General features: G+C 53.1%; 11 protein-coding genes. 4 read left to right on the top strand and 7 right to left on the bottom strand.

What is annotated here, in order from left to right:
• Positions 1-248 precede the first annotated feature (248 nt).
• Together ABYK60_RS03505 and ABYK60_RS03500 are read left to right on the top strand one after the other, a co-directional pair.
• The gene (locus ABYK60_RS03505; protein WP_372870543.1) at positions 249-1,634 is read left to right on the top strand and encodes a sigma-54-dependent transcriptional regulator; all 1,386 of its coding nucleotides are present in this window, start codon (positions 249-251) and stop codon (positions 1,632-1,634) included.
• A gap of 2 nt (positions 1,635-1,636) precedes the next feature.
• On the top strand, positions 1,637-3,763 hold the full coding sequence (locus ABYK60_RS03500; RefSeq protein ID WP_372870542.1) for a cache domain-containing protein: 2,127 nt from the start codon (positions 1,637-1,639) through the stop codon (positions 3,761-3,763).
• Positions 3,764-3,954: 191 nt separating this feature from the next.
• On the opposite strand, the gene ABYK60_RS03495 is transcribed toward ABYK60_RS03500, so the two are convergent.
• Positions 3,955-4,416 (bottom strand): GNAT family N-acetyltransferase, encoded by a 462-nt coding sequence (locus tag ABYK60_RS03495; protein ID WP_372870541.1) that lies wholly within the window; start codon positions 4,414-4,416, stop codon positions 3,955-3,957.
• 85 nt (positions 4,417-4,501) lie between these two features.
• Positions 4,502-5,161, bottom strand: coding sequence for a 7-cyano-7-deazaguanine/7-aminomethyl-7-deazaguanine transporter (locus ABYK60_RS03490; RefSeq protein WP_372870610.1), 660 nt, complete (start codon positions 5,159-5,161; stop codon positions 4,502-4,504).
• A 245-nt stretch (positions 5,162-5,406) separates the two neighbouring features.
• On the opposite strand from ABYK60_RS03490, the gene ABYK60_RS03485 reads away from it, so the two are divergent.
• On the top strand, positions 5,407-6,135 hold the full coding sequence (locus ABYK60_RS03485) for a substrate-binding periplasmic protein (RefSeq protein ID WP_372870540.1): 729 nt from the start codon (positions 5,407-5,409) through the stop codon (positions 6,133-6,135).
• Here ABYK60_RS03485 and ABYK60_RS03480 read toward each other — a convergent pair.
• A complete protein-coding gene (locus ABYK60_RS03480) occupies positions 6,132-7,490 on the bottom strand; it encodes an isochorismate synthase MenF (RefSeq protein WP_372870539.1) in 1,359 nt (452 codons plus the stop codon). The two genes, ABYK60_RS03485 and ABYK60_RS03480, sit on opposite strands and share 4 nt — an antisense overlap.
• A gap of 528 nt (positions 7,491-8,018) precedes the next feature.
• Between ABYK60_RS03480 and ABYK60_RS03475 the strand changes: the two genes are divergently transcribed.
• On the top strand, positions 8,019-9,215 hold the full coding sequence (locus tag ABYK60_RS03475; protein ID WP_372870538.1) for an HD-GYP domain-containing protein: 1,197 nt from the start codon (positions 8,019-8,021) through the stop codon (positions 9,213-9,215).
• 145 nt (positions 9,216-9,360) lie between these two features.
• Here ABYK60_RS03475 and moeB read toward each other — a convergent pair whose 3' ends face one another.
• From moeB to ABYK60_RS03455, 4 genes are all read right to left on the bottom strand, one after another.
• Positions 9,361-10,113 carry a molybdopterin-synthase adenylyltransferase MoeB gene (moeB, locus tag ABYK60_RS03470; RefSeq protein WP_372870537.1) on the bottom strand — a complete coding sequence of 251 codons (753 nt, stop codon included), beginning with the start codon at positions 10,111-10,113 and terminating at the stop codon, positions 9,361-9,363.
• Positions 10,114-10,123: 10 nt separating this feature from the next.
• Positions 10,124-11,365, bottom strand: coding sequence for a gephyrin-like molybdotransferase Glp (gene glp, locus ABYK60_RS03465; protein WP_372870536.1), 1,242 nt, complete (start codon positions 11,363-11,365; stop codon positions 10,124-10,126).
• 144 nt (positions 11,366-11,509) lie between these two features.
• Positions 11,510-12,577, bottom strand: coding sequence for an efflux RND transporter periplasmic adaptor subunit (locus ABYK60_RS03460; RefSeq protein ID WP_372870535.1), 1,068 nt, complete (start codon positions 12,575-12,577; stop codon positions 11,510-11,512).
• The coding region (locus tag ABYK60_RS03455) for an efflux RND transporter permease subunit (RefSeq protein ID WP_372870534.1) at positions 12,574-14,497 on the bottom strand (1,924 nt) is incomplete at its 5' end. The genes ABYK60_RS03460 and ABYK60_RS03455, both read right to left, overlap by 4 nt.

The following is a 14,497-nucleotide window of genomic DNA, read 5'->3' as shown; positions in this document are numbered from 1 at the left end:
AACATTAATTCGCCGGAGTGTTTCCGGGGCGAAACTTCCCTGTGCTCTTAGCAAATAGGATGCCAAGGAATATATAGCGATTTGCTTCACATTCCTTTTGTCAAAGTGTGAGACGGCTCGCAAGTGTGGCAAAAACCTTCGGACAAATTGTCCCAGCGCTCTGATTGTGTGGCCCATAGTGACCTATTCGGCCAGACCAGGTGATAGAATGAGCACATATTGCGTCAAAATGTCCTGAAGAAGACAAGATGAACCAGAACGAAGCTGCTAAACCCCTGCCTACTGCAGTCTCTGTGCTTATCGTTGATGATGAGCCGGGGATGCGCTCTTTCCTCAAGAAAGCCCTGTCGAAAAAATTTGCGCTGGTGGAAACTGCCGGCAGCGTAGAAGAAGCGGAGCAGCTGCGCAGCCGATGTCATTTTGATTTGTTGATTGTGGATATTCGGCTGCCCGGTCGTTCGGGTATCGATTGGCATGAAGCGCTCGCCGACGCAGAGCGCCGTTCAGATATTATTTTTATGACCGGTTATGCCGATATGGATGTGGCTATCCAGGCACTGCGTGCCGGTGCGTCTGACTTTATCATGAAGCCTTTCCACCTGGAGCAGATGCTCAAAGCCGTGGACCGCGCCATAGAGCGGCGCCTGCTCAAGCGTGAAAACCTGATGCTGCGCCGTGAAGTGTCTATTGGCTACTCCTCCAATATTATTGGCAACAGTGAAGCCATGCAGGAAGTAAAAACCATCATCGCCCGGGTTGCGCCCACCAATACAGTGGTGCTGATTGAAGGCGAGTCCGGTACAGGTAAAGAGTTGGTGGCAAGGCAGTTGCACCAGCTTTCTGGTCGTCAGGGGCCATTTGTGCCGGTTAACTGCGGCGCGATTGCGCCAGAGCTGCTGGAAAGTGAGCTTTTTGGTCACGCGGCGGGTTCCTTTACCGGTGCCAAGGGGGCGCGGGAAGGTCTGTTCAGTTTTGCCTCCGGCGGCACTATTTTCCTCGATGAGATTGGCGAAATGCCGCTCAAAATGCAGACTGCACTGCTTAGGGTGCTGGAGCAAAAGGCTATCCGGCCGGTGGGCAGCGAAAAAGAAGTATCCATCGACGTGCGGGTGGTTGCGGCCACCAACCGTAAGCTGGCAGATGAGGTTGAGGCGGGCAATTTCCGCCGCGACCTTTATTATCGCCTCAATGTGCTGGAAATCCGCATTCCTCCACTGCGGGAGAGGCCGGAGGATGTGGTTGAGTTGACCCATCATTTCACCCGGTTGCTGGGCGCCGAGCTGGGGATGCGTGAGCTGGTGTGGAGCCATGAAGACCTCACCAAACTGCAGCAGCATGAATGGCCGGGTAACATCCGTGAGCTGCGTAATATGATTGAGCGCTGTATTTTGCTGGGCAAGCCGCCGGCGGAATACTGGAAGCAGAACGCCAAAGTACCGGAACCCGGCCAGTTTGGTTACCCGCTGGAGTGGCCGCTTAAGGATGTGGAAAAGCACCATGTGCTGGCGGTGGTGGAAGCCCATGCCGGCAATAAATCTGCCGCTGCGCGGGAACTTGGGGTATCGCGTAAGACGCTGGACCGCAAGTTTAAGGAATGGTTTGATCTGGATGCAATCCAAGGTGAGGAGGACTGAGCATGTCGTTCTTCACGCAGCTGTTTGGTGTTGATTGGCGCCAGATGCAGGCCAAGGTGCGCTATCGCATCCTGATCCTGACCTTACTGCCTATTCTGCTGACCCTGGTGAGTCTGGTGTTTATTACCATTTATTGGAACATCAGTTACACAGGTCAGCAGCTGTTTATGAAGGTGAAGGCCGACCTGACCGTGGCCAATAACACCCTTGAGCAGGTGCAGCACCAACAGGAAAAACAGCTCGAAACACTGCTGGGCTCCTGGGAGTTTCAAAATTATTTCCGCGCCCAACTGGCCGGTAATGAAGCCATCATTCCCGAGTTCAATGACTTCCTGGCACAGCGCAAGGAACTCATGGATTTGGATTTTCTGCGCTTGGTCAGTGTTGAAAGGGCTGCCGCCGACCCTGATTTGAGGCAAATGTTACCCAAGGTGCGCGAAGGCAGCGCCTATTCGGGCTTGATGGTGCTGTCTTCGGCGCGATTGGCAAGGCTTGACCCCTTGTTGGCAGACGGAGCCAGACTGGATATTTTGCCTACGTTGCGCGCTGATACGCCGGATAGGGAAAAAGAGGATAGAGGCATGCTGAGCCGCAGCCTGATGCCCATAGCCGACAATAGTGGCAAGGTGGCCTGGTATCTCGATGGTGGCCTGCTGCTCAATCGTGACACCCGCATTGTCGACCATATCCGTGACTTGGTTTATGACCAGGGTACGCTGCCGGAGCGTTCCATCGGCACGGTCACCATATTTCTGGACAACGTACGCATCAGTACCAATGTGCCCTTGCATTTTTTCCCCCGTGATGGCGAAGACAAGGGCAGGGCTCTGGGGAGTCTGGTATCGGAAGAAGTGCGCCATAAAGTGCTGACGTTGGGGCAGACCTGGGTTGACAGGGCCTTTGTGTACAACGACTGGTTCATTTCAGCCTATGCCCCGCTAACCGATGTGCGCGGTGAGCGCATTGGTATGATTTACACCGGTTTTTCGGAGGCACCCTTTATTCACAATTACCTGCTGAATATTATCGAGCTGGGTACTATTTTGATGTTGGTGCTGTTGGTGTCTGGCATGCTGGTGTACCGCGGTGCCTACAGTTTGCTGCAACCCATTGAACGTATTCACCATGTGGTGAAGGCGGTGCAGTCCGGGCGCAATGTGCGCATTGGTGAGTTGGGGCTTGAGAAAGATAATGAGCTGGCCAATCTTGCCGAGCAGTTTGACCGCATGCTTGATTTATTGCAGCGGCGTAATAGTCAGATACAGGCTGCGGCCGAGCAGCTCGAACTAAAAGTGGAAGAGCGGACCCGCAGCCTGCAGGAAAAAACGGAAGAGCTGCAACGCAACGTGGCACTTCTCAATGAGACGCGGGCGCAGCTGGTTACCAATGAGAAGCTTACTGCTTTGGGTGAACTGACAGCCGGGATAGCCCACGAAATTAATAATCCCACAGCGGTTATCCTTGGCAATATGGAACTGCTTCGGGCTGAGCTTGGGTCAGATGCCGGTCGGGTTGACGAAGAAATCGATTTGGTAATTGAGCAGGTTGGACGTATCAGCACTATTATCCGCAGCTTGCTGCAATATAGCCGTCCCGGCGAGTTTAACGCACCCCTGGAGATGCATCAGATAACGCCAATCATAGAGGAAATGCTGGTTCTGGTGCGCCATTCCATTAAAAAGCAAGAGGTTGTGTTGATTCAGGAGCTAAATGCCAGTTACCCGGTACAGGTGAATCGGCCTCAGTTGTTGCAGGTGCTGATTAATCTGGTTGTTAACGCGGCCCATGCGATGGATGGTAAGGGGCGTATTTGGATCCGCACCTACGACTGGGTGTTACACGACGAACCTATAGGGGTAAAAATTGAAATTGAAGACGAGGGCTGTGGTATAGCAGCAGAGCAGCTCGGCCGGATTTTCGACCCTTTTTACACCACCCGCAGCGATGGCACTGGCCTTGGTCTGTCTTTGAGCTATGGCATCATCAAACGTATTGGCGGCACCATCGAGGTCAGCTCCAGTGTGGGCAAAGGGACGGTCTTTACCATAGGTTTGCACCACGAAGCCCGGGAAGATATGGGGCAAAATCCCTATGAGGGGCTGATGCTCGGCGGTGTTCAGATCCACTGATATTTCAGGGCAAGGTAAAAAAAACCGGATCCGAGGGGATCCGGTCACAAAGTGAGTGTGAGCAATGTCGTGCTTTGCAAACTCAGGAACACCATAATCCGAAGAATTCGCTTCAGTTAGGGATGAGTTTTGGAACGCAAGTTAACGATAATCATTCTCACTTGTGTTTGCAAGTGTTTTTTGCAAGATTTTTAAACCAGTGCTTTTTGCAGACTGATCTTCTGCTCCGCCAGCGACACGCCTTCGCTTTGAATGGCGGCAATCTGATAGCGGTTTTGCACCAGCATCGACAGCATGGCCGGGAAGCTGTGGCGGGTCTTTACCTTCAACAGGCTGTAGCCCTGTTCACCGGCCCATTGCTCCTGAGTCAAAAGCATGGATTGCGCCAGTCCCAACTTGCGAAAATCGGGTAATACGCCACCCAGCCAGCTGTAAAACTCGCCCGGTGATTTCTCATAACCCAATTTGAAACCAGCCAGTTCGTCTTCAACGTAGCACAGCAGCAACAGCGCCGGGGCCGCACCAATGCGCTCCAGCATGGCTTCGGCGCTGACGGGCTTATCGAACTCAGAAATGTTTTGCATCAGACTGGCGGCCACCTGAGCATCGGCCGGAGTGAACTGGGTAATGGCTTGAATGTGAGTGGAGTACATCAACTTCTCCCGCAGAATAAAGGCCGTTACCTGAGCAGCGGCCGAACAAAAAACGGCCGCATTATAACAGGTCTGGCCAGTTGCATCAGCAGTATTGCTGCGGTTTCTCTGTGGTGAGGATTTTATCCTGCAACACTCGCAGCAATACTCCATAGGCTGGCAGAAATAACCCTATACTCACCAATAGTTTAAATCCGTAATCGACGGTGGCGATTTCTACCCAGTGCTCGGCCATAAAGGTGTCGCTGGAGGCATAGAACGCGACGCTGAAAAACACCAGGGTGTCCAGCAGGTTTCCCGCAAAGGTTGAGGCTGCGGGAGCAATCCACCAACGGCGGCTCTGGCGCAGGCGGTTAAACACCCGGATATCCATCAGCTGACCAAACAGGTAGGCCGCGAAGGACGCCAGCGCAATGCGGAATATAAAACTGTTGAATTGTGCAGCAGCGCCCAGACCTTGCCACAGGCCCTGATGGAACAGAACGCCCATAAAGTAGGAGATCAGCAATGCAGGCACCATGGCGCGAAAAATAATCCGTCTTGCCGACTGCTGGCCGAATATTCGAACGGTTAAATCAGTTGCCAGATACACAAAGGGAAAACTGAATGCTCCCCAGGTTGTGTGGAAGCCAAAAAGCTGAAATGGAAGTTGTACCAGATAGTTACTGGCACTTATCACCAGAATATGAAATCCGGCAAGCAGGAAAAGAGCACGCCGATACTGGGCGCTTGTGAGTTGCAACATCATATTGTGACCTTTTTTGTTGGGCTGGCGGGGTGAGGGAACCCGCAGTAAAACAGGAGCACAGGGTTGAACCCTGTGCCGGTTAATTTGTCGGCGAGTTTTTACTCAAAATTTCGCCGGGCTGCGCATTATAAGAATGGCCGCGTGCAACGCAAGGGGCAAGCGCACAAAATCATCAGTTTGTGTTCAATCCACTACAATTATTTGCATGGGCTGAGTTTGAATCATTGGGGGAGTGGTAACAGATGGGATTGAAAGTCATTCTATGTGCGCTGATATTGCAGTGCTTTCCACTCGTGGCAGCACACTCAGTGGAAGTGCGGGTTGTCACGGCGCAATGGCTTGGCTATGCGGATGCACAGGGGGAGGGATATTATTTCGAAATCCTTAAACGTGCCTTTCCTGAGCCGCAGTGGCAGCTGAATATCATGGTGGTTCCCTTTGCTCGCAGCATTCAGATGTTGCAGCATGAAAGAGCGGATATTGTGCTGGGTGTTTACCGGGGAGATTTGCGCCGAGGTTCATACAGCCAGTATCCGGTTGAGATGGATAAAGTTGATATAGCGATAACACCGGCAATGGCCCGAGACTGGCAAGGATTGTCCAGTTTGACGCACCGAAAGGTGCAGGCATACCTTGCTTATGGCTTTGACCGTATCATTCCACACACAATGTATTATGAAGAAAGCAGCAGCCTTGAAGATATGCTGGCACGGCTTAATGAAGGCCGTATAGACGCTGTGCTTGACTATCGTCCCGGCCTGGAAGCCGCCACACGCAAAATAGGTGAGCCAGTCAATTATGTCATTGTTGATAATGTGCTCAATGAAAACGTTTATTTTGGTTTTGCTGATACCCGTTTTGGTTCGTCGCTTAAACTACATTTTGATAGCGTACACAAGCAGTTAATTGATGACGGGGTACAAGAGAGATTATTCAATGAAGTTCAGCAAAAGCTGGGGCTGAAAGATTAAAGCTCTACCAGGATTGACAATATTGTCGCCAGCTTATTGTTCAGCTCCTGCCATTCTGCTTCGGGATCTGAGCCGGCCACTATGCCTGCGCCGGCATACAAATTGATCCGTCCCGGTTCAATCAGGGCGCTGCGAATAGCCACCGAAAACTCACTCTCGTGTTTGTTTAAATAACCGCAGGCGCCGGCATACCAGCCACGGTTGTAACCTTCCTGTTGACGAATAAAACTCATGGCGCTGTCCCGTGGCAGGCCGCCGACGGCCGGTGTTGGGTGCAGAGCCTGCAGTAGCTGAAAATCGTTCACGTACGGGCGTAATTCTGCGCGGATTGCCCGGTGAAGGTGCTGAATGTGAGGCAGTTTAAAGATCCTCGGTGACTCTTCAGCACCTACGTAATGACTGAGTGGTGCCAGATGCTCCACTATGTGCTGACGTACCAGCTGGTTCTCGTGACTGTTTTTACTGTCTTCGAGCAGTGCTTTGGCAAGGTGCTCATCTTCTTCAGGGGTTAACCCGCGCAAAGTCGTTCCAGCCAACGCCTCGGTAAAAAGTTCCTGATGGCGACGACGGTACAGGCGTTCCGGCGAGCAAGAGATAAAAGCGCGCTCGGGGGAGAACTGAAACCCAAACTGGAAACTGGAAGGATTACGTCCCTGCCAGCACGCCAGCACCATCCAGGGGTCTATAGGATCGCTGATTTCAAGCTGTGACAGGCGCGACAACACCACCTTTGGTGTGTGTTGATTAAACTTGTCCGCAGTGACTTGCTCAACCAACTGTTTCCAGCGCGGATATTCAGGATATTCACTGCGGCCAAGTAAACTGACTTTGCCCGGTGGCGGCAATGGCCGGGGTTTCTGAATTTGTGTCAGTACATCCAGTGCGGCCTGACATTCCTCTTCCCGCGACCTGCCATCAAAATTCAGGTTCAGCAGCAGCATAAAGTCTTTGCCGCTGCGTCTCAGTTCAATGCGTGGCAGTACAAAGTGCGCACGGCCAAACTCTGGCCAGCTTTCCACTTCGCGATCAAATGCCATGCCGCCGTAGTAGCGGATATTTTGATTGCGGCTTAAATCGCGCTGACGCTGATAAATTTCGGCCAGACTGTGGTCGGTTACCGGACTGTCGAAAAAGAAATCGGCGGCAGCACCAATGGCCGCGACTTCTTCTTCTTTGTCGCGGCCATGCCAATAAATGCGTGGAAAAGTGGCTTGGGATGCCAGCCAGGATATCAGTGGTAAGGCGTGCACGGTTTCTGTCAGCTGAACCAGAGGTTCGCTGCTGGGGGTAAGACGAAGGCGCTGAATTTTAGCCTCGAGGGATTGGCGAGCCTCAGGCAGCGACATGACAGACAAACGGGTCTCCAACTGTGTGCAACACACTGCTTTTATTGTTGTTCGACCAAACTTAATGAGCATGGTGGCTGCTGTCAATCGTTTGACCGCCAAGGTGTGAGTCTGGCCTAAAAGCTAAATGAGCAATTGCTGATTTTGTGCGTAGGTCGTCACTTTGCTGAAATTCATCACAGGCAGTTATGGTACCTGGGTTGTTAATTTCTGTCTGTTTGTAAGAGGACTGAAGTGGTTGGGGGAGAGTTACTTATATTCAGTCATCTTTATCTATATGCAATCTTCAGCTGTGACGCCGCCAGATGAAATTCACATGAGTTATAAGATATTATTTTCTTTTTTGTGTACGTGCGAAACTAAGCCAGATGTCATCATTTAGTATTAAATGTGGATTGAGTGATAATACCGTCTTAGAATCAGTATGCCTGACTAATTAACTAGGTTTTTGGTGTATTAACTGAGGCCTTGGATTAGTGTAGTGGTTCTGGGTTGATTGCAATTGCATGATTACAACGGTGTGGGGGAAGTAAAGTCATGGCCGATAAGGCACCCGATGGTAACTTAATGAAACTGCCCGTCAGCAAACTGACTCTGGGTATGTTTGTGTCGGCTATCGACAGCAATGCCAAGGGTAAGGTTGCAATTGCCAACGCAGGGCAAATCAGATCCCAGGACACCATAGCTAAACTCACTAAGAACGGAATTCAATTTGTGTGGGTGGATGTTGAGCGCTCATCTGGCGATTGTGGCTTAAAAACCTCAGTAGCCGCAGATCCTGGTCAGCATGAAAAAGCTCAGAAGGCCGTAGGTAGCAGAGATGCACGTCAGAATCATGCAAAAAAGATCCTTGGAGAGGCCAAGGGGCTGATCCGGAAAGTATTGTCCGAAACCTTCGAAGGAAAGGCCATTGAGGTCGCACCGTTTGAGGCGCTGGCAGACAATATGATTGAGTCTATCATGCTGGATGACGATGCTTTCAAATGTGTATCAGCGCTGCGTGATAAAGATGCCTACCTGCTGGAGCACTCGGTGAACGTGGCTTTTCTGCTCGTTACCTTCGGAAAACACCTCAAGCTTGACCGGGATATGTTGAAGCAGATGGCCGTGGGTGGGATTTTGCACGACATAGGTAAAATAAGGGTCGATAATAAGGTGCTTCACAAGCCGGGCAAGCTGACGCCGGAAGAGTTCGAGCATATGAAGCTGCACCAGGTATTTGCCATTGATGTGATGGCGGAAACCAAAGGGCTTTCACAAGTCTCCAAAGACGTGTGTCTGATGCATCACGAAAAGCTCGATGGTCGTGGCTATCCCAAAGGGCTGAAAGGCGATGAAATTCCGCTTCATGGTCGTATGTCCTGCATTGTCGATATTTTCGATGCCCTTACCGCCACCCGTTGTTATAAAGAGGCCATGAGTCCGGCCGCCGCTTTTAAAATTCTGCTCAGCCTCACCCCATTCCATTTGGATACAGAGCTGGTTTACGAGTTTATCCGCTGTGTGGGTGTATACCCTGTGGGGTCGCTGGTGGAGTTGTCGGATGGGCGTGTGGGCATTGTTTGGGAAGCCAAGGACAGAGATGCGCTTCATCCCATTGTGAAATGTTTTTATTCCATCAAGCACCGGCATTACACCGACGTGGCTTTTGTTGACCTACGCAAGTCTGAGCTCAATATCGAGCGGGGAGTTTCCCCTTCCAGTCTGGATGTGGATCCCAAACCTTTTTATTGAAAGCTGCAACCTGATTGGGCGCCGTAAGCCGATACCAAACGGGCAAGTTTTTACGTTGATTGGTATCGGCAGTGACATCCTTGTGGCAGCGTTATTCTGGATGTGTTGTCAGCGGACTTGCCGTTGATAGAGTTGCTTTTGCGGGTTAACCACACACCTTGCAGCCGGGCTGCCTGGGCAGTTTCATTTCGCGGATCTCCATGGTCATGGCATCCACCATCAGCAGCCGCCCGGCCAAAGGTTTGCCCATTCCGGCAAGCAGCTTAATGGCTTCAACTGCCTGAATGCAGCCAATCATGCCCACCACAGGCGCCAGAATGCCTGACTCGACGCAGGTCAGCTGCTGCTCGCCAAACAGGCTGGAGAAACACTGATAACATGGAGTTTCACCGCGATAGTCAAACACGGTCACAGTGCCTTCCATGCGGATAGCTGCGCCGGACACCAGCGGCACTTTATGGTTAAAACAGGCCTGATTGAGTTGAGTGCGCACCGCCACATTGTCGGTACAATCCAGCACTAACTGATGCTGCGCCACCAATGCATCCATCTCTGGGTCATCCAGTACCGCATTGATTGCGGTTACCTGCACATGGGGATTCAGTTCGGTGATGGCGATTTTGGCCGATTCCACCTTGCCCATGCCAATACGGCTGTCGCGGTGCAGCACCTGGCGCTGCAGATTTGACAGCTCAACGGTATCGAAGTCTACCAACGTCAGCTCGCCCACACCGGCCACTGCCAGATACTGAACCGCAGCACAGCCCAGGCCTCCAGTGCCAATTACCAACACCTTTGCCAACTTAAGCTTTTCCTGGCCGTCTATGTCCATCGCCTTAATGGAAATCTGGCGGCTGTAACGCAGCATTTCGCTGTCGCTGAGGATCTCTTCGGTCATTAACGGGTCCTTAATCCAGCACTGAGTCAAAGGGTTCCACCAACACTGTCTCGCCCTCGGCGGTATCCCCCTGATTTTGAGCCAGATGCACAAAGCAGTTGGCGAGACTCATGGAGGTGAGCATGCCTGAGCCCTGGCTACCGGTGATGCGCACTGAAAGCCCTTGGGCATTGCGGCTTAAGATTCCGCGCTGGTACTCAACCCGGCCCGGTTGCTTGCGAATCGGTGAGGCCAGTTTTGCTTCGATAAGCAAAGGCGGTTTTTGTGCCATGCCCTGCATCTTACGCAGCATAGGCCAAACCAGTTTTTGGAAGGTGACCATGGAGGACACCGGGTTGCCAGGCAGGCCGCAGAAGAGTGCTTTGCCAATACGGCCACAGGCAAAGGGTTTGCCTGGTTTGATGGCGAGCTTCCAGAAAGTAATCTGGCCTTCTTCACCCAAAACCTGCTTGGTGAAATCGGCGTCACCCACAGACACACCACCGGAGGTCAGCACCACATCGGCGCGGCTGGCGGCATCACGAAAGGCCTGGCGAATAGCGTCAGGACTATCGGGGATCACCCCTAAATCCAGCCATTCCATACCGGCTTTTTCCAGCAGACCGCGAATCGAGTAGCGGTTGGAGTCGTAAATCTGCCCCGGTGCCAGCTCACTGCCAACCGGGCGCAGCTCATCGCCGGTAGAAAAAAAGGCTACTTTCAGCTTTCGGTACACCCGCACCTGACTGACCCCAACGGTTGCCAGTACTCCCATTTCTGCCGCACGAATGCGGGTACCTGATGTGAGCACCTTGTCACCGGCACAGAGCTCTTCTGCGCGGCAGCGCACATTGGCACCCTTAGCCTTGGGAGTATTAATATGGATTTGGTCGCCATTGGCCTCAGCTTCTTCCTGCATCTGTACTGTGTCGCAGCCTGCGGGAACGGGGGCTCCCGTCATGATGCGTACACATTGGCCGGGCTTGAGTTGGCCCCCAAAAGGGTGGCCCGCATAGGCATTGCCAGCCAGAGTCAGAACGCCATTGGAGCCGGCAAGATCCTCGAAACTGAAGGCATAGCCATCCATGGCGGAATTGTTGAAAGGTGGTAAGTCAATTTGGCTGGCCAAATCTTCAGCCAGTATCCGGTCCAAGGCATCTGTCAGTAGCACTACCTCGGAATCAGTTATGGTTTCTACCTGGCTCAGGAGTTGAACGATGGCGTCGTCCGGGTGCATAAGTCCCGGTTTGCTGCAAGGGTCTTGGCTGTGCATTCAGGTTCTCAATCGTTGGCATAAATGGGTAACAGCGGACATTATGCCACGTCCTGAGGCATTAACTGTATGATCTGGTCGGCCTAAAAGGACCCAATTGTGATTTTGGCGCTGATGAGCATGTCTCTTCGCAATCAGGGACTTCTACCTGGCAGTCGCCATAGGCTGACCGTTCGCCAAGTGGACATTCAGCTTCATGCCTTCGCTCAGGGTTTCGGCACCACGCACCACCACCTGATCTCCCGGCATCAGCTCGCCTTGTACCGCAATCCAGGGGCCTTCACCGTCGCCCAGAGTGACAGGCACCCTTTGGGCTGTCTGCTCTGCACTTACCCTGAATACCGCCGCGCCGCTGGAGCGCAGTACCAGAGCGTCTCTTGGCACCAGGGTTGTAAGGGTGGCAGGGGCTATCGGCAATGCCATAGACACCAGTTCACCTATGTTAATGATCCTGGCCATCTCTTCGGGCAAATCCAGGCGAGCTTCAAAGGTTTGACTGCGCACGTCTGAAACCGGAATGAGGCTTCGGATTCGGGCAATGAACTCGCCCTGGCTGTGATAGACCTTGAGGTCGTCGCCTACATTCACTCTGCGGGAGTGTTTCAGGGGAGCATGCAGTCGCAGCTCCAGATGATCCGGGTCTGTGATGGTCAACACAGGTTCCGCCGGGCCTATGTCTTCACCAGCCTGATGCTGCTGGGCAATCAAAATGCCATTGAAGGGCGCCTTGAGCAGGGTGCGGCTCAGGTTGTCGCGGATAATATCGAGGCGCACTTTGGCCAGGTTGAGGTTGCTCTTGGCAAGGTCACGGTCTGAGCGGGTGTCATCCAGTTCAGTACGGGAAATGTTTTGGCTATCGGCGAGTTGCTCCAGCCGTGCCAGGTTGCGATCCAACCGGGTCAGGGTGATTTGCTCCCGTTCCACCAGCGCCTGTTGTTCGGCCAATTGCAACTGCAGCTGAGTGTCGTCGAGTCGGGCAACCGTATCACCCGCGTTGATCCGGGTGCCCGGTTCCATTACCCACAGGAGTTTTCCGGATACGCCTGTGGTTAAATCGGCGACGCTGCGGCTATGCACAGTGCCCACCAGCATTAGCTTGGGGGACAGAGGTCTTTGTTCTACATTGGCCACGCCAACAGTGCGTTCATCGGCTGCATGGACGCTGTTCAGGGCCAGACTAAGTAGCAGACCGGTCAGGATGGCAGGTTTCATTCGGTGACCTCATTCAATACGGACGTGGTGGCCTTGGGTGTTCCTGCAAGGCGCAATAGGCTCGGCATCAACAGCAGGGTAAACAATGCTGAGAAGGTCATGCCACCGACAATCACAGCGGCAAGGCCACGGTAGATTTCACTGCCAACCCCGGGCACCAGCATCAGCGGTAACATGCCGAAGATCGAGGTCAGGGTGCTCATGTACACCGGGCGTGCCCTGGTGACTACGGCATCGTTAATGGCATCATCCAGACTCAGGCCGTTGCGACAGTTTTGGCGGGTTTGATCTACCAGCAATATGGCGTTGTTCACCACCAGACCAAGCAAAATGATAAAGCCAATCATGGTCAGCAAGTCCAGGCTTTGGAAGCTGAAAAGATTGAGCAATCGCAGGCTCAGTACTCCTCCACAAATGGCCAGCGGCATCGATAGAATGACCAGCAGACTGTCTTTAATGGATTTGAACAGCGCCGCCATCAGAAGAAACAGTATGATCACCGCCATCAGGAAGTTGGTTCCCATCTGGGTGATTGTGTGGGTTAGACGATCGGCTACGCCACGGAAGGCCAGTGAACCTTCTGCGGGCAACAGGGCACGGATTTTATCGAGGGTGTTGTTGTTCAGTTGCTCCATGGCTTCATCCATGGACAAATCCTGAGGTGGGATAACCAGCAGCGAAATGGCCCGGCGACCATTCACCCGTTGCAGCTGGGTTGGCCCGACAGTGCGCTGAATTCGGGTCAGTTCACCTATGGTTTGTACGCCCGCGCCCTGGGTGTACACCGGGGTGGCTGCGAGTTGTTCCGGATATTGCCAGGTTGGGCCCTTCAGCAGTACATCCATACGTTCATTGCCGTCAAAATATTCTCCCACCCACAGACCTGAGGTATAGGCACGAATGGCATTGGCGATTTGGCTGCGGTCGGCTCCTGCCTGAGCCAGACGATGTTCGTCGGGGATAAGTTGCAGTTCCGGCTGAGCCAGACTGAGCCCCGGAATTGGCCGCACTACGGCTCCCGGCAGAGCTTCGCTGATGATGGGCATGGCGGTTGATGCTACCTCCATCAACTGCTCCATGTCCGAGCCAATCAGGTCAATATTGATGGCACGGCCGCCGTTAAAGCCAAAATTCAACAGCGTGCTGCGGCTTGGGAAAGCCTGGGTGTCCGGCAAGTCTTTCAGAATTTCGTTCCTGAGCAACCCTATCATTTCATCGATGCGGGTTGGATCCTCAGGATAGATAAACAACACGTTAAACGCACCGAATACTGAAAAGTTGTAACCCTTGATGTAGGGCTGTTTTTCTTTGTCGTAGTAGGGTTTAAGGCGACTGATCAGCAAGGTGCCAAGCTCGGCCTCCATGGCTTCGATATTGGCGCCGGGCGGCAGGGAGAAGAAGGTAAAAATGCCATCGCCGCTGGCCTGGGGCAGAAAATCGACCCGCGGCATCAACACAAGACTCACCACGCTGGTGCCTACAATCAGCAGCGCACACCAAAAGCTTGCCAGTTTGCGGCTGTGGGTGAGCTTGCCAATCCAGGCGGCCAGCGGTCGCCAGTAATCCTTACCCTCCGCAGGGCTGGCTTTGACCTTCCACACCATGTTGAGCATAGGAATAATACTGATAGCGCTGAGGAATGAAGACACCACGGCGACAGAGAGTGTCAGCGCCAGGTCTGAAAACAGCTGCCCTTCCACCCCGGGCATAAACAGCACTGGCAGGAAGATGGCCACCGTGGTGGCTGTGGAGGCGAGCAGGGCACCCTTAACCTGGGCAGTACCTGTGAGCACCGCCTCAGCAAGGGTCATGCCCTGCTGGCGCAGCCGCACTATGTTTTCCTGCACTATGATGGCTGCATCCAGTACCAGTCCCACCGCAAAGGCAAGACCGGCGAGGGAGATAATGTTCAGGGTGCGC

Source organism: Shewanella sp. (assembly GCF_041630135.1).
Lineage (GTDB): Bacteria > Pseudomonadota > Gammaproteobacteria > Enterobacterales > Shewanellaceae > Shewanella.
The sequence above is the reverse complement of the archived record's forward strand: the minus strand, read 5'-3'. Positions and strand labels throughout refer to the sequence as shown.

Bases quoted from the DNA above. Each gene is read 5' to 3' on its own strand.
- ABYK60_RS03490 (WP_372870610.1), bottom strand. From the start codon at position 5,161: ATGTTGCAACTCACAAGCGCCCAGTATCGGCGTGCTCTTTTCCTGCTT.
- ABYK60_RS03500 (WP_372870542.1), top strand. From the start codon at position 1,637: ATGTCGTTCTTCACGCAGCTGTTTGGTGTTGATTGGCGCCAGATGCAG.
- ABYK60_RS03475 (WP_372870538.1), top strand. From the start codon at position 8,019: ATGGCCGATAAGGCACCCGATGGTAACTTAATGAAACTGCCCGTCAGC.
- glp (WP_372870536.1), bottom strand. From the start codon at position 11,365: ATGCACAGCCAAGACCCTTGCAGCAAACCGGGACTTATGCACCCGGAC.
- ABYK60_RS03485 (WP_372870540.1), top strand. From the start codon at position 5,407: ATGGGATTGAAAGTCATTCTATGTGCGCTGATATTGCAGTGCTTTCCA.
- ABYK60_RS03495 (WP_372870541.1), bottom strand. From the start codon at position 4,416: ATGTACTCCACTCACATTCAAGCCATTACCCAGTTCACTCCGGCCGAT.
- ABYK60_RS03505 (WP_372870543.1), top strand. From the start codon at position 249: ATGAACCAGAACGAAGCTGCTAAACCCCTGCCTACTGCAGTCTCTGTG.
- moeB (WP_372870537.1), bottom strand. From the start codon at position 10,113: ATGACCGAAGAGATCCTCAGCGACAGCGAAATGCTGCGTTACAGCCGC.
- ABYK60_RS03460 (WP_372870535.1), bottom strand. From the start codon at position 12,577: ATGAAACCTGCCATCCTGACCGGTCTGCTACTTAGTCTGGCCCTGAAC.